Below are 23825 nucleotides of genomic sequence, written 5' to 3'. Positions count from 1 at the left end.
GGCGCGGTGCCGGCCTCACCCCTGGCGGGGAGGCCGGCACCGCGTTCGCCGTTCAGCCTCCGGCCACGGCGGCCAGCAGGGCGCGCAGGGCCTCGTCGTCGCGGATGCCGGCGCCCGCGAAACAGCCCCCGACGATCCGGCGGTCGCGCCCGGCGAGGTCGGCGAGGCGGCGGCGCTGACCGTCGTCCAGGGCGGTGGTGCCCAGGGCCGCCAGGGCCTCGCCCGCGCCCCGGAGGTCCGACCCGGTCTCGGCCGCGCGCAGGGCGGCCTCGACCAGGCGGCCTCGGTCGAGAGCGGCGCCATCGGCCACCGCGAGGAGGGCCAGCACGGCGGCCGGGGCCTTCACCCGGTCGGCGAGCAGCCCGTCGAACCTGGCGGTGAGCGGGCGGGCGGCCGGCCCCAGGAGGGCGGCGACGCGGGCCGCGCGGACGGCCGTCCGGTCGAACCACGCCCCGTCATCGGCGCGCCGCAGGACGCCGTCCAGGATCGGGACGACCTCGGCCGCGGCCCCGGTGATCCGCCACAGCGCGTCGGCCACCGCCAGGTCGGCCTCCAGCACCGGGGAGGTGTCGGGCACGCCTCCGGCGCTCAGCGCGGCGCGCAGGGCGGGGGCCAGCAGGAGGGCCCCGGGGCCCAGGCCGGCGGCGGCCCGGGCGGCCTCGGCGACCGCGTACGGGCCGGCCGCGAGCCGGTCGGCGAGTGCCCCGAGCAGCGCCTCGGGATCGCCGGTGAGGTCGTACAGCGCCCGGGCCGCCGCGACGGAACCGGGCACCTCCCGCAGCGCGGCGGCAGCGCGGTCACGCTCCGCCGCCGGGCCGTCCACCGCGACGGCCGCGACGGCGGCCGCCGCCTCCGGGCGGTGCGGCAGCACCGCGCACAGCTCGGGCAGGGCCGAGGCGGCCGCGCGGCCCCACTGGCGCACCAGGCGGAACAGCTGGTGGTGCTCGTTGCCGCCGAGCTGCCCGGCCGTCAACCGGGCGCGGACGGCCGCGAGCAGCTCGGGGTCGAAGGGGAACGGCGCGTCGGCGGGGGCCCGCTGGCCGGCCGCGGCCTCCAGCGCGCGCGGGCGCCGGCCCAGGGCACGGGCGAGCAGCGGGGCCGCCGTCCGGGGTGCGACCAGGACGAGCGCGGCCAGGGCCTCGTCGGCGGGCCCGTCCTCGGCCTGCGCGGCCCGGGCGGCCAGCCCCGGGGCGGCCTCGGCGGCGGCCGGGCCGAGGTTGCCGAGCAGGTGCGCCACGTCGGGGTCGGCGACGAGCTGGGCGAGCGCCGGAAGCAGCCGCCGGGGCGCGCTGCGCGACAGCTGGCAGGCGTGGTCGGCCGCCCAGACGGCCTCGGCCCGTACCTCGGGGCGCTCGTCGCGCAGGGCCCGGTCGAGCAGGGCGTAGGCGGCGTCGCGGTCGGCGGGCGTCTCGCGCAGCAGCAGCTCCTCGGTGATCACGCGCAACGGCTCCCGGCGGTCCAGGTCGTACCGGTCGGCGGCGACCGGGTCGGCGGGCAGCAGGGCGAGGACGGCGGCGTGGTGGGCGCCCGTCCACGGCTCGCCCGCGTCCAGCCCGGCGAGGACCGCGGCCAGGCGCAGCGGCGCCGGCGTGCCCTCGCCCAGCAGCGGCCCGACCTCGGCCGCGGCCCCGGACCGGTCCAACCGGCCGAGAGCGGTGAGCAGTTCACCGCGGACGACGGGGTCGGTCTCGCTCGCCCAGCGGCGACGCAGCGCGGGCAGGGCGGCCTCGACGGCCCTGGTCTGGCCGACGGCCCAGGCGGCGGCCTGCCGGACGGCGGCGCTGCCGTCCGCCAGCAGCGGCAGCAGCAACGGGAGTTGGCCGACGACAGCGGCCCGGACGGGGGCGGGCGGGCCCTCCCTGCCACCGCCCCGCTCCCCGTCCCACTCTCCTTCGCTCTCGCTCTCGGCCAACCCGCCGATCAGGCCCAGGACTTCGACCGTCCCGCAGCCGGCCGCCGCGATCCGGGCCAGATAGGGGACGGCGTCCGCGCTGGCGGTGTACACCGAGCCCTGGTGGAGGATGCACGAGTAGAGCTCGGCGAGCGCCTCGTCGGCCTGCTCGCCGCCGGCGGCGAGCGCGCGCAGCAGGCCGGGCAGGTCTTCGGCGGGTCCGTAGGCGTGCGACACGGACGCCCAGGGGTGGGCGTCGAGTCCGTCGAGGGCGTGGGCGAGGTCCATGGGCGGATCATCGCAGCCGCCACCGACAGTACTCAGGTGTCCTGTAGTGCTCATGCATCCCGTAGTGCTCAGGCGTCCCGGCGGGTCAAGCTCACGGCCGCCAGGGTGAGGGCGACGGCGAGGTAGCCGGCGAGGGTGGCCAGACAGCCGGCCGCGCCGAGCCGGTCGGTGCCGCCCGCGGAGGCGACGGTGCTGCCCAGGCCCTCGAAGACGCTCTGCAGGCCGAACCGGGTGGCACCGTCACCGAGCGGCGCCAGCAGCATTGGCGAGAGGAAGAACAGGCCGAACAGCACGGCGACGGCGCCCGCGGTGTGGCGCACCAGGAAGCCGAGCGCCAGTCCGAGCAGGGCGAAGACGGAGAGGAACACGCCGCAGCCGACGACCGCGCGCGCCACGCCCGGGTCGCCGAGCGACACGGCCAGGTGCTTCCCGGCCAGGGCCCGTTGGCCGAGCAGGAAGGTCAGGAACGCCAGCAGCTGCCCGAGCAGCGCCGACACCCCGCCGACCACCAGCGCCTTGGCCGCGAACACCTGGCCCCGCCGGGGCACGGCGGCCAGGGTGCTGCGGATCTGGCCGGTGGTGTACTCGCTGGAGGCGGCCAGGGTCCCCAGCGTGCCGATCGCCAGGACAGCGACGTAGAAGCCGCCGGAGAAGCCGTAGCGGACGGGGTCGAAGCGCTCGCGCTGGACGGCCGTCCAGACGTCCCAGTTGTCGGCGGCGCTGCCGTAGTCGATCAGGCCGATGAACAGGGCGGCGGCGAGCGCGACGACGGCGGTGAGCGGGGTCGCGCGGACGCTGCGCAGCTTGACCCACTCGCCGGCCAGTGCGCCGCGGGTGGTGGGGGCGGTCATGTGGTCCTCTTTCCGGACGTAGTGGTGGTGGCCGTCATGCGGTCCGCCTTCCGGACGGACCGGTGGTGGCGCGGTAGTCGACGGTCTCGCCGGTGGCGTCCAGGAACGCCTGCTCCAACGAGGCCTGCCGGACGGTGAGTTCGTGGACGCCGAGGCCGTGCGCGGCGGCCAGCTCGCCGATCGCCGCCGGTTCCAGGCCGCCGACGGCCAGTGCCCCGCCGGGCTCCTCGGTGACCGGGGCGGCCCCGGCGGCGCGCAGCAGCCGGGCCAGTTCGGCCGGCCGGGCGCAGCGGACCAGGACGTCGGTGCGCGCGTTCTCGGCGAGGAAGTCGGCGGTGGGGCGGTCCGCGACGAGCCGGCCGCGCCCGATGATCACCAGGTGGTCGGCGGTGACGGCCGTCTCGCTCATCAGGTGCGAGGAGAGCAGGACCGTCCGGCCCTCGGCGGCCAGGTCGCGCAGCAGGGTGCGGATCCAGTGCACGCCCTCCGGGTCGAGCCCGTTGACCGGTTCGTCGAGCAGTAGGACGGGCGGGTCGCCGAGCAGGGCGGCGGCGATGCCGAGGCGCTGCTTCATGCCGAGGGAGAACCGCCCGGCCTTGCGGCGGGCCGCCTGTTCCAGGCCGGTGCGGGCCAGCACCTCGCGGACCCGGGACGGCCCGATGCCGTTGGTGACGGCGATGCCGAGCAGGTGGTGGTAGGCGGAGCGGGCGGGGTGGACGGCGCCCGCGTCGAGCATCGCCCCGACTTCCCGCAGCGGGCGGCGCAGGGCCGCGTACGGCCGGCCGTTGACGGTCGCCCGCCCGCTGGTCGGGGCGTCCAGGCCGAGGATCATCCGCAGCGTGGTGGACTTGCCCGAGCCGTTCGGCCCGAGGAAGCCGGTGACCTGTCCCGGCCGGACCGTGAAGGTCAGCCCGTCCACGGCGACGGCGCCGCCGTAGCGCTTGGTGAGGTCGCGTACCTCGATCATCGTGGTGCCTTTCCGGGTTTCCTGGTCGGCCGAGGGGGCCGACGCGGGCTCCACGCTCCCGCCCGGGCCCGGTGCGGGGCGTCCCGCCGTGGGGGGAGATCACGGCGTTCGGCGGGGCCGGCCTCTGCCCGTGGTCGTAGGCCCACAGGGCGATGCCGGGCGCGGGGGCCGCCGCTAGCCTGGGGAAATGCCCCGTGCTCCGCATCCGCCGGTGACCAGGAGGCTGCGCCCGGGCCACTGGGTCGCGGTCGACCTGGCGGTCTCGCTGGCCCTGACCGTGCTCACCTGGTTCCGGGTGCTGGACGCCTACCGGGTGTTCGACCCGCACCACCGCGGCTACCCGAAGCCGACGTCGGCGGAGCTGGTGACGGTGCTGGTGTGCGTGGTGGCGGTGGGCGCGGCCGCCGGGCTGCGCCGGCTCGCGCCGGTGGCCGCGGCCGGGGTGGTGTTCGCCGCCTGGGCGGTGGTGGTCGCGGTGGCCGGGCAGCTGACGATCGCCAACCTGGCCGGGTTCCTGGTGGTGGTCGCGGCGGCGATGGTCGTCTACCTGGTCGCGGCTGCCGGGCCGATGCGGCTGGGCCTCACCGTCCTGGCGTTCGGCCTGGTCGGGGCCGGGCTGAGCCGGTTCGGGTCGCGGGAGCTGTGGAACAACCTCGTGCTGTCCGCGCTGGAGGTCGTCACCGCGTGGGCGCTCGGCTGCGCGGTGGCCCGCTACCGGGCGTACGGCGCCGAGTTGCGCCGGCACCAGGTCGACCTGGCCACGGCGGAGCTGGCCGAGGAGCGGATCCGGCTGGCCCGGGAGCTGCACGACGTGATCGCGCACAGCATGAGCGTGGTCAACGTCCAGGCCGGGTACGGCCGTTTCGTGATCGGGCGGAATCCGGCGCAGGCCGAGCAGGCGCTGGCCGCGATCCAGGCGGTGAGCCGGGACGCGATGGTCGAGATGCGCGGCCTGCTGACCGTCCTGCGCGGCGCCGACGGGGCCGGGCTCGCGCCCGCGCCCCGGCTGGCCGATCTGGACCGGCTGGTGGCGAGCAGCGCCGAGGCCGGGGTGCGGGTGGAGCTGCGGGTGGGCGGCGTGGTCCGGGAGCTGTCCGACGGGGTCGAGCTGTCCGCGTTCCGGATCGTCCAGGAGGCGCTGACCAACGTGGTGAAGCACGCGCACGCGGCCGAGGCGCGGGTCGCCGTGGAGTTCGAGGAGGAGGCGCTGGTGCTGGAGGTGAGCGACGCCGGTCGCGGCGGGCCGGTCGGGGTCGGCGGGCACGGATTGGCGGGAATGGCCGAGCGGGTCGGGCTGTACGAGGGCCGGTTGGAGGCCGGGCCGCTGCCGGGCGGCGGGTTCCGGGTGCGCGCCGTGCTGCCGCTGGCCGACGCGGGCGGGCAGGAAACGTCGTGACGGGAGACGCCGCGAACGGGGCACCCGCCGGCCCACCGATCCGGGTCGTGGTGGCCGACGACCAGACCCTGGTACGGGCGGGCCTGGCCGGGATCGTGGCCGCCGCCGACGGCTTCGAGGTGGTGGGCGAGGCCGCCGACGGGGCGCAGGCCGTCCGGCTGGCCCGCGCCGGGCAGCCGGACGTGGTGCTGATGGACATCCGGATGCCGGGCACGGACGGCCTGGCGGCCACCCGGCAGATCACCGCCGAGAGCGCCGTGCGGATCCTGATCCTCACCACCTTCGACCTCGACGAGTACATCTACGGCGCGCTGCGCGCGGGGGCGTCCGGCTTCCTGCTGAAGTCGACCCCGCCCGAGGAACTGCTGGCCGCGATCCGGGTGGTCGCCGCCGGGGAGGCGCTGCTGGCCCCGAGCGTCACCCGCCGGCTGATCCGCGAGTTCGCCGCCCGGCCGGCCGCCGAGCCGGCGACCGCCACGCCCGGCGGCGACGAGCGGGAGCGGGTCCTGCGCGCCGTCACCGGGCGGGAGTTGGAGGTGCTGACACTGATCGGCCGCGGGTTGACCAACGCCGAGATCGCCGAGCAGCTGTCCGTCAGCACCGGCACGGTCAAAACGCACGTCGGCCACCTGCTGGCCAAGCTCGCCGCCCGGGACCGCGTGCACCTGGTGATCACCGCCTACCGCGCAACCCTCGTCGAGTCCTGACGGCCGCCCGCCCCAGGAGCCCTGGGGCGGACCATGGACGGGACATCTCCTCAGACCGGCCTCAGGCCAGCCGCAGGGTCAGCGCGAACTGGGGCAGCGCGAGGAGCAGCACGGCGGTTCCGATCTCGATCCAGCGGTACTTCGCCCGGATGATCGCACTGGTCCCGGCCAGCGAGGACAACAGCGCCCCCACCGGATCACGACCCCCGCACTCGAAGGCGCGGCGCAGCCGCTCCACCCCCGCACCCGGCGCGATGTGCCCGAAGTAGGCCGGGCTGGTCGGGGCCTGCCGCTCGCCCTTCCGGTACCGGGGGACGAGGGCGGCCACGAAGCAGGCGACGGCCAGCAGCGCGCTCACCACCGCGCTCCACCACAGGAACGGCACCGCCCAGGCACGGGGCCCGGATCCGCCCCCGCCCCCGCCCCCGCCCCCGCCCCCGCCCAGCGGGATGAACACCCCGAGAACCGCGCCGGTGAACGCCAGGAACACGGCGGCCTTGGCGTCGGCCCGGGTGAGCTCCATGCTGTTGGCGGCCACCAGGCGCTCGATCGCCGCCACCGCCGACGGGCTCGGGGCGGCGTCCGGGGCAACGTCCGGGGCGGTGGTCGGTGCGGTCGGCACCCGGCCGCCGGGTATGCCGGCGGCGGTCACACCGGGCTCCCGTTCGCCACGCCGCCCGCCCAACCGTTGGCCTGCGAGCGGATCTTGACGAACTCCGGCCCGGCGCCCTGCGGCCCGGGTCCCGGCACCCGCCGTCCGAGCGCGATGAGGCGGTCGCGCAGCATCCGGGACAGCTCCTGCCTCTCCTGTTCGCTCAACTTGCCGAGCATCAGCGCCAGTTGGTCCTGCCAGGTGGTCTCACCCCGGAGCAGTTCGGCGTGGCCGACCGCCCAGTCCAGGACCTCCCGGACCTGGTCCGGGTGTCTGGCCAGCCAGAGCGCCGCGAGCGACACCGGGCCCTCCTGAACGGCCCGGCGGCAGAACGCGTACTCGTCCTCGCTCTTGTCCATCCAGTTGTAGGGCACGTCCGCCCCGTCCGGCTCCCCGAGCCGCAGTTCGGCGTCGTGCTCCCGGGCGGACACGTCCGTGACTCGGTAGCCGAGGCCGCAGTGCGGCAGGAGGTGGGGCGTCGCGAGGTAGTGCATCAGCTCGGCCTCGGTCAGCCCGTGCCCGGCGGTGGCGAACTGCTCCTTGAGCTGGCGCAGACGCTGTTCGAGATCCTTGCGGACCGGCAGCCAGCCCCGCACGGTCCGCGCCCGCACGACGTTCACGGCGTCGTGCACCCACCACAGGACGTGGACGTCCACCGACTTCGTGCCGTACGGGGTCGACAGGCCGACCGCCCGGATCCCGGACCGCTCGTCCAACTCGACCAGGTACGCCTCGTCGAATCCGCGCAGGCCCGCCCGGACGGCCACCGGGCCCTCCAGGTCCGGGTCCTCGTCGGCGCGGGCGCGGCGGCGGTGCCCCACCTGGTGGTAGAGCCCGTCCCGGTCCAGCAGGACGAGCGCACGGTCGCGCCGCCCGGACCAGCGGTGGCGCAGGATCTCCCGCCACGGCGCCTGGGTGGCGCGGGCGTAGACGGGCGAGTCGCTGTCGGCGGTCATCGGGCTCCTCCATCGGCGGGGGCGGGCCGGTACGGCTGCGGTTCGCCCCGGCGCCAGGCGTCCAGGGCGTGCTGGGCGATGCGCCGTCCGGCCAGGTCGGGGTTGTCGGCGGCATCGATCTCGACGAACAGGCGCAGCTCACCGCGACTCATCTCCTGGGCGAGCGCGGTCAGCAGCGTCTCCACGACGGCGCGCAGCTGTTCGTTCCAGACCGCCGAGGCGCACCAGGAGAGCAACGCGGTGCAGGTCTCGTCGAAGAGACCGTCGTCGTCGAGCGATCGCCGGATGAAGGTGATCACGGTGTCGGTGAACTCGCCGACGGTGAGCAACTGGCCCTGGAACCAGGCGCGGTCCCACAGCAGTCGGGGGAAGGTCCGGAGCGCGAGTTCGGCCCCGTGCCCCGGGCGGTCCGCCCAGTCCACCAGCTCGCGCAGGACGACCGGCTGGTTGCCTGAGGCGAAGAGCTCCCACAGCGCATCGTCGACGGCTGTGGCGACCGCCCTCTCGTCCCCCTCCTGCCCCCGGTAGCAGCCCCGCAGCAGCGACAGCGCGAGCTCCGGACGGGACACTCCGTACTCCCTTCCACAGGCGTCCGCGACCGTGGCGCGCAGCCGCCAGCTGCTCGCGCGGCTCCAATACCTGAGTCGGTACTTGACCTCTCCGGCCAGTACCGGGTCCTGCCCCGCCATACTCAGCGCGAAGGCGGCGGTGCTGCGGCTCCGCCTGCGGTCCGACCCCGCCAGCTCAGAGATGTGGTCCAAGGCTCGCCTGCTGCCACCCCAACTGGCAGCCATACCCACCACGCGGCCGACGGACTCAGCGAGTTCGGGCTCCCCGCTGGGGGCGTCCTTCATCCACTCGGTCAGCAGCCCGGACAGTTCGCCGTACTGCCGCCAGACGTGCCGCAGCACCGTCTCGGCCTGGCGGTGCCGGGTGAAGCGCACCGGTTCCACCGTGTACGTGTAGCGGGAGGTCGCCCGGATCTCACCGGGCGCGCACTCGGCCCGGACGGTCGCCAGGAGTTCGTCCAGCGACCGCCGGAAGACGAAGCGCGGGTTCGGGCGGGGGGCCTCCCGGCTCACCACGCCGCTCTGGCCGTCGTCACCACCCGTCGGCAGGACGGAGTCGAGACGGCCGTCGGCCAGCTTGAGCAGCCGGACGGCCTCGTCCCGGACGATCCGGTGGTCGAGTCCTTCGAAGACGCTGGTCGCCAGCAGGAACGCGAGTCCGTCCGGGTCGTCGTGCAGCTTCTTCAGCAGGTCGGGGACCTCCTTCTCGGCGAGGAAGCTGAGCCGCCTGCGGAGATCGGCGAGGTCGGGGCCCTCGTCGCCGGCCCTGGCCACCTCGGCGACCAGTTCGGCGACCTGGGCGGGGACCAGTTCCGACGCCAGGAGGTCGTCCAGCCCCGGCCGCAGCCGCTCCAGCAGGTGCCGGCGCCGGTCGGGGTCGGGGACGGCGGCCTCCAGACGGGCCTCGAAGACCGCGCCGGGCGGCGGGGGCACGCAGCGCACCGGGGTGAGGTCCAGGTCGCGGGCGAGGCTGCGGAGCAGGTCCGGGTCGTGCGGCAGCATGACCACCATGCGCGCCCTCGCATCCGCCAGCAGGCGGCGGAGGTTGGCGACCACCGCCGGGCCCAGCCGGAGGGTGGGCAGCAGGCCGTGCACCAGGTACCCGCGGGCCTCGGCGTCGCGGGGGCGCCAGGTGGACAGGTCCTCGTCGCTGTCGAGCGCGCGCAGCTTCATGCTGTGCCCGCTGTGCTGGGACAGCAGGTTGAGGGCCGCGGTGCGGCGCCCGGTGCCGGGCTCGCCCGCCAGGAACAGCAGGCCGGTGTCCAACTGCCGCAGTGCCGAGGGGAACCACTCGGGCTGGGCGAAGCCGGCCCGCGCATCCAGGATCTCCAGTGCGGAAATCGGGCCTTCGTGCGCCTCCACGTGTGGGCCGCCCGGGGCGGACGTCGCGCCGGCGTTCTCGACGCGCTGGTCCCCGTGCACCGCGCCGGTGTTGATGTTGCCGTTCGGGGCGTAGATCAGATGGGGCCCACCGGGGGCCGCCCAGCGGCCGAGCCGGCTGAGGAACTCCCGGTCGGGGTCGGCAAAGTCGTCGGCGTCGTCCGGGTCCGGGTATCCGGGCTCGGTCCCGTCCTGGCCGGGCGCCGGGCCGTTGGACGCCGGGCCGTCGGGGCGGTCGCCGGACTGGCCGGCGCCGGACGGCCGCTCCTCGGCGCTCACCGGCGGCGCTCCTTCTTGTCACCGTGGAAGGTGTCGCCCTGGTTGCCGTGGACCGTACCGGCCTTGTGGCCCGCCACGTAGTCGCCCCCGAAGGAGTCGCCGCGCACCTTGGTGACCCGCTGATCGCCCTCCACGTTGGTGACCTGTTGGCCGCCCTCCACGTTGGTGACGTGCTGGCCGCCGTGCACCGTGCCGCCGCCGTTCACGTTTCCGCGGTCGGCCCGGTAGCTCACCGGCCCGCTCCCCGCGCGGCCGCCGTCCGCCTGCCCGGCCGCCGGCTCCGCCGCCGCGGCCTGCGCCCGCTCGTGCTCCCCGACCACGGCGTCGCCCAGGATGCGGCGGTCGTAGAGGTTCCCCGAGGGCGCGGGCACGTACAGCCAGGCCCGCTGGTCGAACTGCTTGCCCTCTACGGTGGCCGGCACCTCGATGAAGTGGTCGGGGTGGCGGCCGGTGAATCCGCCCGCCACCGCGTCCTGGTAGCAGCGGTCGGACAGGATGGCGGCGACCTGGGTGATGCTCTCGTTGGAGGCGGCCAGCATGGCCTTCACCGGGCGGGAGTCGAGCAGGCGGTGGGTGTCGTTGCGGGGCGTGCCGTTGCCGTCGAACTCGCCGCCGGAGTCGGGCAGCGGCCCGATGTGGAGGCTGACCCGCAGCCGGATCCGCACCGTCCCGACCGAGTGCACGTTGAACTCGGTCAGCACCTCCTGGAGGGTGTGCAGCCACGGGTGGATCAGGAACGGCATCCACGCGGGGTCGAAGCCGAAGACGTAGCCGTCGCCGGTGGAGGCGGGGAACCGGCGGCCGTGCCAGACCTCGGCGAGCCCGGCGCGCTCGAAGGACCACTGGAGGACCTTCGGGACGGCCTGGCTGATCATGCCGTGCTCGATGGCCGGGTAGCCGGTGAAGTCCTTGGCGTCGACGGCCACGATGCCCCGGTACGGCGGCAGCTGGCGGCTCCGGCTGTAGGGCAGGGCGCTGGCCTCGGGCATCGGCTGGTCGGACTGCGACATCTGTGCTCCTTGTGGTTCCCGTGCGGACCGTGTGCCCCAAGCTTCGCGAGCGCGCGCCGTGCGGTGTGCTCGCTCAGTGCGGAAACCTGGTGACGCCCGTCACACGAACTGACGCGGCATCAGTCGTGCGAGCCCCCTCCGAGCGGGCCGGCGCCGCGTCAGTCACGCGCCCCGCCGGCCACCCGCCGGAGCGCGGACAGGTCGCCGATGACGATCGACTTCCGTCCGGCGTGGACCTGGTGGGAGCCGAGTTCGGCCAGGCCCGCGGTGACGGTGTTCCGGGACACCCCGAGGTGCTGGGCCAGTTCGTCGCGGGTCAGGGCGAGTTCCGTACACCGACCCGGCGGCCCCGCCGGGTCCGCGGAGACGTCGGCCAGGGCGGCCAGGGCGGCCGCCAGCCGGACCACGATGTCGCCGCCGCTGCGGGCGAGGTCCGATTCCCGCAGCCTGCCGATGGCGTAGCGGACCATCACCGGGAACAGGTCCCGGTCCGTGACGAACCGCAGGAACGCGGCCTTGGTGAGGACCGCGACCGTGCAGTCCGAGATCGCCTGGACGCTCGCCGAACGGACCCCGTCGTCCAGCACGGCCACCTCGCCGAGCAGTTCGCCGGGGCCGCGGAACGCCAGCAGTCTGACGTCTCCGGTGCGCTCCCGTCGGGTCACCTTCGCCACCCCGCTCAGCAGGGCGAGCACGTGCGTTCCGGGCTCCGCCTGGCGCAGCAGGGTGGCGCCGATCGGATGCCGGCGCTCGAAGGCCTCGGCCAGCATGCTCTTCCAGGTCTCTTCACCCATGAGTCGGCACAGGGTCTGGCCCAGGGGGTCCGCCGTTCGGCCGTGATCGTTCATGCGCTGACCCTAGGGCGGGAGCGCAGACGGATGCGGTCTCGCGCCGGAATTTCCCTTGGGCCGTCCGGTCGGGGGTGGCGCAGGGGGCGTCCCGTAGCACGAACTTGTCTTTCGGAACGGGGAATTGGCGAAGAAACCCTTCGCATGAGCGAATCCGGGGCGGGTTGGCGGTGCGGGCGGGGCGGGGCGAGAAGCCTGGTGGCGGGACGGCGGCCGGCCGGGGCTGAGACTGGTGTGCGAGATGTCCGGCATGTCCGGCACGGCGGGACAAGTCGGCTGTACAGCTGGATTCTTGAGTTTCCGTCAGGATTGTCCTGAACTTGGCTATGCTGCATCACCATGCCTCCGGCGCCGGCCGTCGCCCGTCCCCGTACCGTTCCGATCGTTTGAGGATGCCGAGAATGCTTCGAGCTGGATCATCACCCGCCAGACGGCCGTCCGCGCCCCTGCTCGGGTGGCTGCTGCCCACCGCCGTGATGGCGGCGGCCGTGGCGGCCGCCGCGGCGGTGGTGTCCGCCGGGGTCCGTGCGGAGGTGCTCTGGTGCGGGGCGACGGGCACGGTGCTGGTGGCCGTGGTGGCCGCCGAGTCGGCCCGCCGGGGGCGTGCGCTGGCCGCGTTGCGGGAGCAGCACGCCCGGCAGGTGGGCGAGTTGCAGCGGCGGCTGGCCGGCCAGGAGGCCGAGGCGGTGCGGCTGGCGAAGGAGGAGCTGCCGAGGCTGGTGGCCCGGGCCCGGTACGGCGCGTCGATGGACAGCCTGGCCCGGTCGTACCAGGTGCGCGATCCGCTGGCCGCGCCGAAGTTCCGGGGCGCGCTGGAGTCGGTGGTGCGCGGGATCATCGTCGCCGTCGACGACGAGGTGAACCGGCGCGACTCCGCCGAGCGGGCCTTCGTCAACATCGCCCGCCGGGTGCAGGCGATCATCCACCGGCAGGCCAAGGACCTGCGCGAGATGGAGGACCGGCACGGCAACGACCCGGCGGTCTTCGACGACCTGCTGCGCCTGGACCACGGCAACGCGCTGACCGGCCGCCTCGCCGACAGCATCGCCGTCCTGTCCGGCGCCCGCCCCGGCCGTCAGTGGACCAGGCCGGTGGCGCTCTACAGCGTGCTGCGCGGCGGCATGTCGCGCATCCTGGAGTACCAGCGGGTGGACCTGCACCCGGTGGCCCAGGTGTCGGTGATCGGACCGGCCGTCGAGCCGCTGATCCACGCCGTCTCCGAACTGCTCGACAACGCCACCCGCTACTCGCCGCCGCACACCCATGTGCACCTGAGCGCCGCCGAGGTGCAGAGCGGCATAGCGATCGAGATCGAGGACGGCGGCCTCGGCCTGACCGACGAGGCCCGGATCCGCGCCGAGCGCAGTCTGCGCGAGGCCCAGGTCTCCAAGGACCTGGACGACCTCACCGAGTCGCCCCGGCTGGGCTTCGCGGTGGTCGGCCGGCTGTGCCAGGCGTACGGCTTCCAGATCTCGCTGCGCCGCTCCGCCTACGGCGGCGTCCGGGTCGTGCTGGTGGTGCCGCAGGAATTGGTCACGACCGCGCCCCCGACCGGGCGGGCGCACGGGATCGGCGCGTTCTCCGGCCCCCGGCCGCTCCCGGCGAACCCGCCCAAGTCGGCGGCCCCGTCGCGGCCGTGGGGGGCGCGGGCGGCGACGACCGGCATGACGGGGCCGTCCGCCGGACCGTCCTTCGGGGCGTCCGGTCCGTGGGCGCCGAGCGGGCCGGGCCCGGGGGACGACGAGGTGGTGGTGACCGAGCGCACCGCGAACGGCCTGCCGCAGCGGCGGCGGCGCCCGCCGACCCCTCCGGCGGGCTACCCCGGCTCGGCCCGGACCGCCGGACAGTACGGCAACCCGGCCTCGGGGCCCGCCGCGGGCCCCGCCCCGGGGACTGGAGGGCGTCACGCCAAGGAGCCGGTACAGCCCGGCCTCTGGCTGGAGGCGTTCACCGAGGGGATCAACGGCCATGGGCCGGCTGCGAGTTCGGCCGGTCAGACCAGTGAAGAGACGGCAGGGAAAGGCGAGCAGTGATTCCGCACCGCAGCAACATGGACTGGATCCTCAAGGACCTCGCGGACAGCGTGCCGTACATCCGCCACATCGTCGTACTCTCCGGCGACGGCCTCCGGATCGCCCAGCACGGCACCGATCCGGACACCGCCGACCGGCTCGCCGCCGCCTGCGCCGGGCTGCAGAGCCTGGCCGCGGCGGTGGGGCAGGAGTTCCCGCACGGCGACGGCTCGATGCGGCTGGTGGTGATCGAGGTGGACGGCGGCTTCTTCTACCTGATGGCGGCCGCCTCCCGCGCGTACCTCGCGGTGCTCGCCGACGAGGGGGTCGACGCCGGACTGGTGGGCCAGCAGATGCGCGACCTGGTCGCCCGGATCGGCGAGCACCTGGCCACTCCCCCGCGCAACCCCGAGGTGGTCGCGTGAACCGGCCGGAGCGGCGGGCGGTGCGCCGTCCCGGTCGCGACCGGGAGCGGGACCGCGACCGGGAGCGGGACCGCGACAGGGACCGCGACCGCGACCGCCTGACCCGGCACCGCGGAGCGGGCACATGAACGAGCACAGCGAGGCGGGCACATGACGACGGCCGACCAGGACGGGTGGGACGGCCCCGACCCCGCCCGCCTGTACGTGATCACCCGCGGCCGCAGCGGCCCGGCCGGACCGGGCGTCTTCGACCTGGTCACCCTGATCGTCTCCCGCGCGGAGCCGACGCCCACCATGCAGCCCGAGCACGCGGCCATCCTGCGGCTGTGCCGCTCGCCGCTCTCGGTGGCGGAGGTCTCCGCCTACCTCGAACTGCCCACCAGCGTCGTCACCGTGCTGCTGGCGGACCTGCTCGACGACGGGCGGATCGAGGCCCGCGCCGCCGTCCCCAAGGCGGAACTTCCCGACCGTGCCCTGTTGGAGGCGGTGATCCATGGACTTCAAAGGCTCTGACACGGTGGTCGGGCCGGCCGCCTCGGACCTGCTGCCGGACTCCGTCGCGATGGCGGTCAAGGTGGTGATCGTGGGCGGCTTCGGCGTCGGCAAGACGACGCTGGTCGGCTCGGTCAGCGAGATCCGCCCGCTGACCACCGAGGAGACCATGACCCAGGCCGGGGTCGGCGTGGACGACCCCACCGGGGTCGAACGCAAGACCTCCACCACGGTGGCGATGGACTTCGGCCGGATCAGCATCAGCGACCAGCTCGTGCTGTACGTGTTCGGCACCCCCGGGCAGGAGCGGTTCTGGTTCCTCTGGAACGGCCTGTTCGAGGGCGCCCTGGGCGCGGTGGTGCTGGTGGACACCCGCCGGCTGGAGGTCAGCTTCGAGGTGATCGGGCGGCTGGAGGACCGCGGCGTGCCCTTCGTGGTGGCCGTCAACGACTTCCCGGAGGCGCCGGCGCACCCGGTCGACGAGTTGCGGGCCGCCCTCGACCTGCCGCCCGAGGTGCCGATCGTGGCCTGCGACGCGCGCAGCCGCGAGTCCAGCCGGGACACCCTGATGACCCTGATGCGGTACCTGTACGAGCTCGCGGCTCCGACCGCCCGCTGACGACCGCCCGCTGACCGGGCCGGCCATGCCCGCCCGCGCGCCCCGCCTGCCGAACCCCCCGTCCGCACCGCCGACCCCACCCGACCCCGGAGAGCCCGTGAGCACCCCGTTCCCCGACGATGCCGCCCCCACCCCGCCGCCCGGCTGCCCGGCCCACGGGCACGCCCTCGAACCGTTCGGCCCCGGCGGCGTCCGGCGCCTGTACGGGCCGGAGGCCGAGGCCGACCCGGCGGGCCTGTACGAGAAGCTGCGCGCCGAGCACGGCGAGGTGGCCCCGGTCCTGCTGCACGGGGACCTCCCGGCCTGGCTGATCCTCGGCCACGGCGCGAACATCACCGCGATGCGCTCGCCGTCCCTGTTCTCCCGCGACTCCCGCCTCTGGTCGGCGTTCCGCGACGGCGACGTCCCGATGGACTCCCCGCTGATGCCGGTGATCGCCTGGCAGCCGCTGTGCGTGTTCGCGGACGGCGAGGAGCACCGGCGGCTGCGCGGCGCCGTGCTGGACGGCCTGAACCGCTTCGACCGGCGCGGCGTGCGCCGCCACGTCCGGCGGTTCACCACCGAGCTGGTGCAGGTGGTCGGGCAGACCGGCCGGGCCGAGCTGGTCACCCAGTTCGCCGAGCACCTGCCGATGCTCGTCATGACCCAGCTGCTCGGCATGCCCGACGAGTACGGACCGCAGCTGGTGAACGCCGCCCGGGACCTGATGAAGGGCACCGAGACGGCCATCGCCAGCAACGAGTACGTGGTGGCGAGCCTGCGCCGGACGATGGCCGCCAAGCGCGAGGACCCGGGCGGCGACCTGGTCACCTGGCTGCTGGAGCACCCGGCCGGGCTGACCGACGACGAGGTGATGGAGCACCTGCGAGTGGTGCTGCTCGCCGCGAACGAGACCACCGTCAACCTGATCGCGGACACCCTGAAGATGGTGCTCACCGACCCCCGGTTCCGCGCCCACCTGTCCGGCGGTCAGATGACCCTGGGCGAGGCGCTGGACCAGGTGCTGTGGGACTCCCCGCCGATGTCGCTGGTGGCCGGCCGCTGGGCGACCGTCGACACCGAACTGGGCGGGCAGCAGATCAGGGCCGGTGACCTGCTGCTGCTCGGACTCGCGGCCGGCAACGTCGACCCGGTCGTCCGGCCCGACCTGGCCACCCCGCTGTACGGCAACCGCTCCCACCTCTCCTTCGGCGCCGGCCCGCACGAGTGCCCCGGCCAGGACATCGGGCGCTCCGTCGCCGAGGCCGGGATCGACATCCTGCTGACCCTCCTGCCGGACCTGCGGCTCGCCGTGCCGGAGGAGGAGCTGACCTGGACCTCCGCCTGGATCTCCCGGCACCTGGTGGAGCTGCCGGTGGAGTTCACCCCGCGCGAGATCGAGCCGCACCCCGACTCCAAGCCGGTCGACGCCCCGGACCCGGCAGCCGTCACCGCACCCGAACCCGCGCCGACGGTGGCGGTGGAGGAGGCGGAGGCGGTGGAGAAGGCGGAGGCACCGGCCGCCGTCCGGATCCCGGCGCAACGGCGCGGCTGGTGGCGGACGTTGACCGGCCTGTTCCGGCGCTGACGGCCCGTCGCTAGTGGCGGTCGGTGCGGGGCCGCTGCAGGGTGAAGGTGTCGACCGGGGTGAGGTCCCCGTGCGGGCCGTCGAAGGTGTAGTACGTCACCCGCATCCTGGTCAGACCGCCGCGCCGGTCGCCGGGGTCGACGTCGAAGGCCGCGAAGCCGTGGGTGTGCTGCCGGTCCTGGACGGCGGCCCACGGGGCGTCCTCGGTCAGCCACACGGACTGCCGGTACGGGGCCGGCGGGCGCGGCGCGTCCTCCAGCGCGACGACCACCCGGCCCTTGGGCTCCCCGAACAGGTCGTCCTGGGTGGTGGCGGCGTTGCCGCCGGCGCCGATCACCATGTGGACGGTGCCGCGGCTGGTGTCGACCGTGTGCAGGTCGGTACCGGACGGCACCGGGGTGCGGGTGTCGTTGGGCAGGGTCCCGCGGACGGGGTGGGAGCGCTCGTAGTAGTGCTCGTGGCCGCTGACCACCAGGTCGACCCCGTAGGCGTCGAACAGCGGGCCCCAGGCCTCGCGGATGCCGAGGTCGCTGCCGGCGCCGTGCTGTGAGCTGGAGATCATCGGGTGGTGCATGCAGACCACGATCCAGTCGATCGCCCGGCTGCTCCGCGCCGACCGCAACTCGCGCTCCAGCCAGCGCTGCTGGGCCCCGCCGGAGTAGCCGCGCAGATAGTGGTCGCCGCTGTCCTGGATGGCCACGTCGTCGTTGGCCAGGCTGATGAAGCGCACCGAGCCGACCGTGAAGGCGTACCACATGCCCCGGGTCTCCGCGTCGTCGGCGGCCGTGGAGTCGGGCAGTTCGAAGTAGGTCTGGTAGCCGAGGGCGCCGATCGGGCCGTTGCCGGCCTCGTTCTCGCCGTTGCCGGCGCAGGGCATCCAGGGGCGCAGCCGGGCCGAGCGGCTGTTGTTGATGAACCAGTCGGCCCAGGTCAGCGTGCGGCTCTGGCCGTGCCGGCCGCTGTAGGAGGCGTAGCAGAGGTCGCCGTTGACCAGGTTGAACAGCGGGCCGACGCGTTCGACGGCGGCGACGATGTCGGCGGAGTGCGGGGTGCCGACCTGGCTGCTGGTGAACACCGGGTACTTGCCGAGCGGTGACGGCATGCCGTCGGGGAAGACCACCTGGCGGCGGAGGTTGGGGGTGGCCTGGTCCCCGAAGCTGGTGAAGGTGAAGGGCGCGCGGCCGCGCGGGGCGGTGGTGAAGGAGCCCGGCTCGGGGCTCGCACCGTCGTGGCCGGCGGTGTAGAGGTACGTGGTGGCGGGGCGCAGGCCGGTGAGGCGGGCGTGGTGGACGTACACCTCCTCCTTGCCGAGGGCGTCCCGGTAGGTGCGGGTCTGCGCCTCGACGACCCGGCCGAGGCCGCCGTCCGGTGAGCCGAGCCGGACCTGCGGGCGGCGCACGGACTGCGGGGTGATCCAGGAGACCGTCATGTCGGCGGACGGGTCGGTGCCGAACTGCAGGTGCAGCCCGCTCACGCTGGGCGCCCCGGTCCGGTGCGGGGTGGACTGGAGCAGCGGGCTCGCGGCGGGCCCCGCCTCCTGCCCTGTCTCCGGGCCTGTCTCCGGGTCCGCCGCCGCGGCCGGTTGGGCGGCCGCACCGCCCGCGACCAGCGCGGCGCCGGCCGCGGATGTGCCCTTGAGAATGGACCTGCGTGCGATCGTCATGGAGCTCCGCCTGCCGAGTGGGGGTGTCGACCCGGAGCACTGTACAGACATGTGCATGCAGAAACGATCGATATGACGGACGGTCACCACCGGTACGACGGAGGGCATGCGTCGGCCCCGGCGGGGGTCGGGGGCTCCGCCGGGGCCGGGCGCAGGGGGTCGAGCTCAGGGGGTCGGGCACAGGGCCCGGGGGTCAGGCGCCGAGAATCAGGCGCCGGGGATCAGGGGCACTGCTTCCAGGCGAGGTGGTAGACGGTGTTGATGCTGCCGTCCGTCGAGTCCATGGTCATGAAGCTGGTGGTGCTGTTCGGGTCCGAGCTGCCGGCGCCGACCCGCAGTTCGGTGTTGATGTTGAAGTTGCGCTCCTCGCCGCAGGGGGCGAAGACCAGAGCGGCGACGTCGACGGTGTCGGTCGCCTGCCAGTTGTCGTCCTTGGGGCCGTTGAAGTGGTGGCTCAGCTGGGCGGTCGCGGGGTCGCCCTGGAAGTAGTAGCTGGCCTGCTGGGTGCCGCTCGCACCCTTCTCCAGGTGGGCGAAGCCGCGGTAGTCGGCGGAGGCGATCGCGTAGGTGAACCCCTGGGGGACGTGCACCCGCAGGTTGAGCTGACAGTTCTTCCGGAAGTCGGTCGGCTTCGAGCCGACCCCCACCTGGGCGAGGTAGCTGCTGTAGGTCACGGTGAAGGCGGTGTTGTCCGGGGAGACGGCCACGGCGGCCGTCCCCGCCGGGCAGCCGGAGCCGTTGACGGTCGCGACGTCGATGACGATCCGATCCGGCGGCGTCGGGAGCGCGCCGGCGCCGAGGGCCGGCGAGGCGAACAGGGTTGCGGCGATTCCGGTCGTGGCCAGTACACGGAGCAGCATGGGCTTCCCCTTCGATCGTCCACGGAGCCGGGGCCGGCGCGGTGACGTTCCCAGCGCCTTGACGCTTCGAGCGCCTTGACGTTCCGAGCGCGTTGGCGCTTCGAGCGCGACCCCGAAGTTGACATGGATATGTCACCACACTCGGGGCGTCCGAGTACAGGGGGTGACGCGCCTCCCGGGTGACCTGCGGGCGTGGGTCCGGCGGTCCGTCGACGGGGCCTCGCATAGTCGGATGGCCAGTCACACCTTCCGATCGTGAGACGAGCCGACGATGTTGCTGCCCCACCGCCGGACCGCCACCGCGGCCCTCGCCCTGTTCCTCGCCCTCCCGGGCTGCGGCGCCCCGGACACCGCCCCGCCGCCCGCCGCCACGGCGACGCCCACCGCAACCGGGCCGCGACCGTTCACCCTGGTCGCCACCGGGGACGTCCTGCCGCACACCGAGATCATCCAGCAGGCCAAGGAGGACGCCGGCGGGAGCGGATACGACTTCACCGCCATGCTCGCCGGCATCAAACCACTGGCCAGCGGCGCCGACCTGGCCATCTGCCACATGGAGACGGTCTACGGCGCCGACGGCGGACCGTACACCGGCTACCCGACCTTCAAGTCCCCGCCGCACGTCGCCCGGGCCCTCAAGGACACGGGCTACGCCTCCTGCGACACCGCCTCCAACCACACCCTCGACGACGGCCCCGCCGGGATCAGACGCACCCTCGACGCCATGGACGCCGTCGGCCTCGCCCACACCGGCTCCGCCCGGACGGCCGACGAGGCCGGCCGGCCCGCCCTGCTCCGGGCCGGCGGCGCCACCGTCGCCCACCTCGCCTACACCTACGGGACCAATGACATCGCGCCGCCCGAGGGCCGGCCCTGGGCGGTCAACCTGATCGACCGGGACCGGATCCTCGCCGACGCGCGCGCCGCCCGGCGGACGGCGCGGACCTCGTGGTGGTCAGCGTCCACTGGGGCACCGAGTGGCAGGACGCGCCGAACGAGCAGCAGCTCACCCTCGCCCGCGAGTTGGCCGTCGAACCGGCGCCCGGACAACCCGACATCGACCTGATCCTCGGCACCCACGCCCACATCCCGCAGGCCTACGAGAAGATCGGCGACACCTGGACGGTCTACGGCCTCGGCGACCAGCTCGCCGGACACATGTTCACCTACGACGGCGCCGAGGACCCACGCGGCAACTGGAGCTCCCTCGCCCGTTTCACCGTCACCCCGCCCGCCCGGCCGGGGCTGCGATGGACGGTGAGCCGCGCCGAGTTCGTCCCGCAGATCACCGACCTCGGTCCGCCCTACCGGGTGCTCGACCTGCGCGAGGCCGTCCGCCGCAACCCTGGCCGCGCCGACTACGCCCGCGCCCTGGAGCACATCCGCTCGGTGGTGCTCAGCCGGGACGCGGGCGCGGCGGGGCTCACCATGGCACCGTAGAGCGGAGAAGCCGTAGGGCAATTAATCCTTAAGGCCGTTAAGCCGTAGGGCAGTTAAGCCGCAAAGCCGTTACGGCTTGCGGCCCAGCCCCGCGTAGGCCGCCACCTCGTGGTCGCCGAGCACCGGGCCCTCGCCCAGCTCCGGGTGCCAGCGGTTGATCAGCACCACGCCCGGGTCGTCCAGTTCCAGCCCGGCGAAGAAGCGCTCGACGCCCGCGCGGGGGCGCAGGTGGTTCTCGATTCCGGCCTCCGAGTAGCGGCGGGAGCCGATCGCGACCAGGTCGGGAATCGAGTCGGCGGTGCCGGCGGTCAGCGCGAGGAAGCTGCCGGAGGGCAGGGCGTCGACCAGCGTGCGGACCGGCGGGTGCGCGGCCTCGTCGGAGAGGAAGTGCACGATGTTGATCAGCGTCAGCGCGATCGGCCGGTCGAGGTCCAGGGTGGCGGCCACCGCGGGATCGGCGAGGAACCTCCCCGGCTCGCGCAGGTCGCCCTCGACGTAGGCGGTGCGGCCCTCGGGGGTGCTGGTGAGCAGCGCGCGCGAGTGGGCGAGCACGATCGGGTCGTTGTCGACGTACACCACCCGGCAGGACGGGTCGACGGCCTGGACGACCTCGTGCAGGTTGGGCGTGGTGGGGATGCCGGTGCCGACGTCCAGGAACTGGCGGACGCCGTGCACCTCGACCAGCCGGCGGACCATCCGGTGCATCACCGCGCGGGCCTCGACGGTGGCGGCGCGCGAGCCGGGCCACTCCCCGAGGATGCGGTCGCCGACCTCGCGGTCCACCGGGAAGTTGGTCTTGCCGCCGAGCAGGTAGTCGTAGACCCGGGCCGGGTGCGCGCGGTCGGTGCGCAGGTCCACCTGCGGCGCCTCCTCGAACCGGACCCCGGTCAGCCAGCCGTCCGGACCGCTGTTCTCCATGTCTTGCCCTTCCGCACGTTCGTTCCCGTCCCACTCAACCACAGGAGGTGATCGAACGTCAGCCGCTTTGGGACGGTACCCGACCGCTGCGCGCCTTGACCGCCGGGGCCCCCACGGCGGCGACGAAGGACGGCACCCGCAGGGCGGTGACGAGGCCGAGCGCCGGGCCCAGCGTGCAGAGGGTGACGTAGCCGGGGATCAGGCCGAGGCGGTGGTGGTCGTGCAGCCACTCGGCGAGCAGCGGGAAGGAGCCGCCGAACGCGGCGATGGTGGCCGCGTTGACCACGCCGAGGCCGAGGGCGCGGACCTCCGTCGGGAACAGCAGGCCGGTGAAGACGTTGAGCGTCCCGAGCACCGTCGCCACCAGCATCCCCAGCAGCACGGCGACGAGCTGGAACGGCAGCCAGCCCTGCCGCAGCCCGATCAGCAGGACCGGGACCAACAGCACCGGCAGCGCGAACCCGGCCCGGGCCACCGGCAGCAGGCCGAAGCGGTCGGCGGCGGCGCCGCTGAGCAGCATGGTGGCCAGCACCACCGCGAGCACCACGGTCATGAAGGAGGTCGCCTCCTCCCGGTCGACCACCCCGTAGGCGGCGGCGTACTGCGGCAGGTAGACCAGGGCGAAGTAGTAACCGACCGTCCCGCCCAGGGTGTTGAGGAAGACGGTGAGCACCGCCCAGCGGTGCTCGCGCAGCACCCGCAGGAACGGCGGGCGGGCACCCGTCGACTCCGCCCGGGCGCGGCGGAACTCCGCGCTCTCCGGGGCCGCCCGGCGCACCCAGACGGCGGCCAGCCCGAGCAGCGCCGCGACCACGAAGGCCCAGCGCCAACCACCGTTGGTCACACCGGACTTGCCGAGGGTGTGCAGCAGCAGCGCGAGCACCCCGTAGGAGAGCAGCGAGCCGACGATGATCCCGCCGTAGGAGACCGAGCTGAACGCGAAGCGGTGCCGGGGCGGGGCCGTCTCGGTCACGTACGCGGCGACGCTGGGCGCCTCCCCGCCGAAGGCCAGCCCCTGCACCACCCGTGCGGCGACGGCCAGGACCGCCGCCCAGGCGCCGATCGTCCGCTGGTCCGGCAGCACGGCGATGCCGAGGCTGGCGGCGGCGATCACGGACATGCCGAGGGTCAGGGCGAAGCGCCGCCCCCGGGTGTCGCTGAGCCGCCCGATCAGGTACGAGCCGACCGGCCGGGCGACGAACCCGACCGCGAAGGTCGCGTACGCCCCGAGCAGGCCGCTGACCCCGCCCTTGCCGTGCCCGAAGAGGTCCGCCGCGAAGTACGGGGCGAGGACGGCGTAGATGTTCCAGTCGAAGGACTCGACCACCGAGCCCACCGTGGCGGCGGCCAACTCCCGTCGCCTCCGGCCGGCTTGCGGCTCCTCGGGCGGCGGGGTGGTTCCGGTCCGATCTGTCATGGCCTCAGCATGGCACCGATCGGGGTGCCGCGGTATCGGACGCGGCGAGGTCCGCCGCCCCCGGCGGGCCGGTGCTACCGGCCGGGGTGGTGCTACCGGCCGGGGTGGTGGACGAAGCGGTAGGTCTCGCGGTCCAGTTCGGTGACCTCCACGCCGATCGCGGCGGGCACGTCGAGGCGGGCCTGAAGCGCGGCGAGCACCCGGGCCGTCAGCTCGGCACGCTGCGCGGTGCTGCGGCCGGCCAGGATCTTGATCTCCACCAGCACCACCGCGCGCCCGTCCGCCCCGTCGCCGACCACGTGGCGCCCGGCCGGGCGGAACAGCGTCTTGCAGTCCGCCACGGTGGTGTCGATCACCGCGGCGATCAGCCGGTGGACCTCCTCGGCGAAGCCCGCCTGGTCGAGGGCGAGGCCGGCCGAGTGGTCGACCAGGATCTGCGGCACGGAAACCTCCCGGGAGACGGAGCCCCCGTCGGGCCCCTCGGACAGTGCCGCGACGCTACCGCGCGCGGCCGCGCAGCCCTCGGGCAGGGCGCTCACCGAGGTGTGACACGGCGACGGCGCGGCGCTCCCGGTCCCCCGTTGCGCCGGGGGTACCGGGAGCCCTGGAGCGTGAACA

Annotated in this window: 20 protein-coding genes and 1 pseudogene; 8 read left to right on the top strand and 13 right to left on the bottom strand. The window is 74.5% G+C overall.

Features of this window, described 5'->3' with window-relative positions:
- Positions 1-52 precede the first annotated feature (52 nt).
- The 3 genes from ACFWPI_RS25910 to ACFWPI_RS25900 all read right to left on the bottom strand — a co-directional run bounded on the left by ACFWPI_RS25910 (position 53) and on the right by ACFWPI_RS25900 (position 3997).
- Positions 53-2179: a HEAT repeat domain-containing protein gene (locus ACFWPI_RS25910; protein WP_380376016.1), complete on the bottom strand. Its 2127-nt coding sequence runs from the start codon at positions 2177-2179 to the stop codon at positions 53-55.
- 68 nt (positions 2180-2247) lie between these two features.
- A complete protein-coding gene (locus ACFWPI_RS25905; protein ID WP_380376017.1) occupies positions 2248-3030 on the bottom strand; it encodes an ABC transporter permease in 783 nt (260 codons plus the stop codon).
- Positions 3031-3064: 34 nt separating this feature from the next.
- Entirely contained in the window at positions 3065-3997 is a 933-nt protein-coding gene (locus tag ACFWPI_RS25900) for an ABC transporter ATP-binding protein (RefSeq protein ID WP_380376019.1), read from the bottom strand.
- A 211-nt stretch (positions 3998-4208) separates the two neighbouring features.
- Between ACFWPI_RS25900 and ACFWPI_RS25895 the strand changes: the two genes are divergently transcribed.
- Both ACFWPI_RS25895 and ACFWPI_RS25890 read left to right on the top strand, forming a co-directional pair.
- Entirely contained in the window at positions 4209-5393 is a 1185-nt protein-coding gene (locus ACFWPI_RS25895; protein WP_380425058.1) for a sensor histidine kinase, read from the top strand.
- Positions 5390-6100: a response regulator transcription factor gene (locus tag ACFWPI_RS25890; RefSeq protein ID WP_079135315.1), complete on the top strand. Its 711-nt coding sequence runs from the start codon at positions 5390-5392 to the stop codon at positions 6098-6100. Before ACFWPI_RS25895 ends, ACFWPI_RS25890 begins: the two co-directional genes overlap by 4 nt.
- A 61-nt stretch (positions 6101-6161) precedes the next feature.
- Here ACFWPI_RS25890 and ACFWPI_RS25885 read toward each other — a convergent pair whose 3' ends face one another.
- The 5 genes from ACFWPI_RS25885 to ACFWPI_RS25865 all read right to left on the bottom strand — a co-directional run bounded on the left by ACFWPI_RS25885 (position 6162) and on the right by ACFWPI_RS25865 (position 11794).
- Entirely contained in the window at positions 6162-6752 is a 591-nt protein-coding gene (locus ACFWPI_RS25885; RefSeq protein ID WP_380376023.1) for a Pycsar system effector family protein, read from the bottom strand.
- Positions 6749-7708, bottom strand: a complete 960-nt coding sequence (locus ACFWPI_RS25880; protein ID WP_380376025.1) for a hypothetical protein — start codon at positions 7706-7708, stop codon at positions 6749-6751. Before ACFWPI_RS25880 ends, ACFWPI_RS25885 begins: the two co-directional genes overlap by 4 nt.
- Positions 7705-9936, bottom strand: coding sequence for a hypothetical protein (locus tag ACFWPI_RS25875; RefSeq protein ID WP_380376027.1), 2232 nt, complete (start codon positions 9934-9936; stop codon positions 7705-7707). Before ACFWPI_RS25875 ends, ACFWPI_RS25880 begins: the two co-directional genes overlap by 4 nt.
- Positions 9933-10946, bottom strand: a complete 1014-nt coding sequence (locus tag ACFWPI_RS25870) for a hypothetical protein (RefSeq protein ID WP_380376029.1) — start codon at positions 10944-10946, stop codon at positions 9933-9935. Before ACFWPI_RS25870 ends, ACFWPI_RS25875 begins: the two co-directional genes overlap by 4 nt.
- A gap of 158 nt (positions 10947-11104) precedes the next feature.
- Positions 11105-11794 (bottom strand): Crp/Fnr family transcriptional regulator, encoded by a 690-nt coding sequence (locus ACFWPI_RS25865; protein ID WP_380376031.1) that lies wholly within the window; start codon positions 11792-11794, stop codon positions 11105-11107.
- A 401-nt stretch (positions 11795-12195) separates the two neighbouring features.
- Between ACFWPI_RS25865 and ACFWPI_RS25860 the strand changes: the two genes are divergently transcribed.
- The 5 genes from ACFWPI_RS25860 to ACFWPI_RS25840 all read left to right on the top strand — a co-directional run bounded on the left by ACFWPI_RS25860 (position 12196) and on the right by ACFWPI_RS25840 (position 16909).
- Complete coding sequence (locus tag ACFWPI_RS25860; protein ID WP_380376032.1) at positions 12196-13827, top strand: ATP-binding protein; 1632 nt, start codon at positions 12196-12198, stop codon at positions 13825-13827.
- A 17-nt stretch (positions 13828-13844) separates the two neighbouring features.
- A complete protein-coding gene (locus ACFWPI_RS25855; protein WP_208869028.1) occupies positions 13845-14231 on the top strand; it encodes a roadblock/LC7 domain-containing protein in 387 nt (128 codons plus the stop codon).
- Positions 14232-14381: 150 nt separating this feature from the next.
- On the top strand, positions 14382-14744 hold the full coding sequence (locus tag ACFWPI_RS25850; protein ID WP_063345928.1) for a DUF742 domain-containing protein: 363 nt from the start codon (positions 14382-14384) through the stop codon (positions 14742-14744).
- Positions 14725-15342, top strand: coding sequence for an ATP/GTP-binding protein (locus tag ACFWPI_RS25845; RefSeq protein ID WP_063345929.1), 618 nt, complete (start codon positions 14725-14727; stop codon positions 15340-15342). Before ACFWPI_RS25850 ends, ACFWPI_RS25845 begins: the two co-directional genes overlap by 20 nt.
- A gap of 97 nt (positions 15343-15439) precedes the next feature.
- Positions 15440-16909, top strand: a complete 1470-nt coding sequence (locus ACFWPI_RS25840) for a cytochrome P450 (RefSeq protein WP_380376035.1) — start codon at positions 15440-15442, stop codon at positions 16907-16909.
- Between the two features lie 10 nt (positions 16910-16919).
- Here ACFWPI_RS25840 and ACFWPI_RS25835 read toward each other — a convergent pair whose 3' ends face one another.
- Together ACFWPI_RS25835 and ACFWPI_RS25830 are read right to left on the bottom strand one after the other, a co-directional pair.
- On the bottom strand, positions 16920-18572 hold the full coding sequence (locus ACFWPI_RS25835; protein ID WP_380376037.1) for a purple acid phosphatase family protein: 1653 nt from the start codon (positions 18570-18572) through the stop codon (positions 16920-16922).
- Between the two features lie 221 nt (positions 18573-18793).
- Entirely contained in the window at positions 18794-19432 is a 639-nt protein-coding gene (locus ACFWPI_RS25830; RefSeq protein WP_063345932.1) for a DUF4360 domain-containing protein, read from the bottom strand.
- Between the two features lie 271 nt (positions 19433-19703).
- Here ACFWPI_RS25830 and ACFWPI_RS25825 point away from each other — a divergent pair.
- Positions 19704-20872 (top strand): annotated as a pseudogene (locus ACFWPI_RS25825) (CapA family protein).
- A gap of 69 nt (positions 20873-20941) precedes the next feature.
- Here the strand turns inward: ACFWPI_RS25825 and ACFWPI_RS25820 are convergent.
- The 3 genes from ACFWPI_RS25820 to ACFWPI_RS25810 form a co-directional block, all read right to left on the bottom strand.
- Positions 20942-21790 carry an SAM-dependent methyltransferase gene (locus ACFWPI_RS25820; RefSeq protein WP_063345934.1) on the bottom strand — a complete coding sequence of 283 codons (849 nt, stop codon included), beginning with the start codon at positions 21788-21790 and terminating at the stop codon, positions 20942-20944.
- Positions 21791-21848: 58 nt separating this feature from the next.
- A complete protein-coding gene (locus ACFWPI_RS25815; RefSeq protein ID WP_079135317.1) occupies positions 21849-23207 on the bottom strand; it encodes an MFS transporter in 1359 nt (452 codons plus the stop codon).
- Positions 23208-23299: 92 nt separating this feature from the next.
- Entirely contained in the window at positions 23300-23650 is a 351-nt protein-coding gene (locus tag ACFWPI_RS25810; RefSeq protein ID WP_380376040.1) for a 5-carboxymethyl-2-hydroxymuconate Delta-isomerase, read from the bottom strand.
- Between the last annotated feature and the right edge of the window lie 175 nt (positions 23651-23825).

It is taken from the genome of Kitasatospora sp. NPDC058492 (genome assembly GCF_042720685.1).
GTDB lineage: Bacteria > Actinomycetota > Actinomycetes > Streptomycetales > Streptomycetaceae > Kitasatospora.
Note: the sequence above shows the minus strand (reverse complement) of the source record. Positions and strands in the feature narration are given on the sequence as shown.

Excerpts from the sequence above, each read along its gene's own strand:
- ACFWPI_RS25910 (WP_380376016.1), bottom strand. The coding sequence starts at position 2,179 with ATGGACCTCGCCCACGCCCTCGACGGACTCGACGCCCACCCCTGGGCG.
- ACFWPI_RS25905 (WP_380376017.1), bottom strand. The coding sequence starts at position 3,030 with ATGACCGCCCCCACCACCCGCGGCGCACTGGCCGGCGAGTGGGTCAAG.
- ACFWPI_RS25900 (WP_380376019.1), bottom strand. The coding sequence starts at position 3,997 with ATGATCGAGGTACGCGACCTCACCAAGCGCTACGGCGGCGCCGTCGCC.
- ACFWPI_RS25880 (WP_380376025.1), bottom strand. The coding sequence starts at position 7,708 with ATGACCGCCGACAGCGACTCGCCCGTCTACGCCCGCGCCACCCAGGCG.
- ACFWPI_RS25870 (WP_380376029.1), bottom strand. The coding sequence starts at position 10,946 with ATGTCGCAGTCCGACCAGCCGATGCCCGAGGCCAGCGCCCTGCCCTAC.
- ACFWPI_RS25865 (WP_380376031.1), bottom strand. The coding sequence starts at position 11,794 with ATGAACGATCACGGCCGAACGGCGGACCCCCTGGGCCAGACCCTGTGC.
- ACFWPI_RS25860 (WP_380376032.1), top strand. The coding sequence starts at position 12,196 with ATGCTTCGAGCTGGATCATCACCCGCCAGACGGCCGTCCGCGCCCCTG.
- ACFWPI_RS25855 (WP_208869028.1), top strand. The coding sequence starts at position 13,845 with ATGGACTGGATCCTCAAGGACCTCGCGGACAGCGTGCCGTACATCCGC.
- ACFWPI_RS25850 (WP_063345928.1), top strand. The coding sequence starts at position 14,382 with ATGACGACGGCCGACCAGGACGGGTGGGACGGCCCCGACCCCGCCCGC.
- ACFWPI_RS25845 (WP_063345929.1), top strand. The coding sequence starts at position 14,725 with ATGGACTTCAAAGGCTCTGACACGGTGGTCGGGCCGGCCGCCTCGGAC.
- ACFWPI_RS25835 (WP_380376037.1), bottom strand. The coding sequence starts at position 18,572 with ATGACGATCGCACGCAGGTCCATTCTCAAGGGCACATCCGCGGCCGGC.
- ACFWPI_RS25830 (WP_063345932.1), bottom strand. The coding sequence starts at position 19,432 with ATGCTGCTCCGTGTACTGGCCACGACCGGAATCGCCGCAACCCTGTTC.
- ACFWPI_RS25820 (WP_063345934.1), bottom strand. The coding sequence starts at position 21,790 with ATGGAGAACAGCGGTCCGGACGGCTGGCTGACCGGGGTCCGGTTCGAG.
- ACFWPI_RS25815 (WP_079135317.1), bottom strand. The coding sequence starts at position 23,207 with ATGACAGATCGGACCGGAACCACCCCGCCGCCCGAGGAGCCGCAAGCC.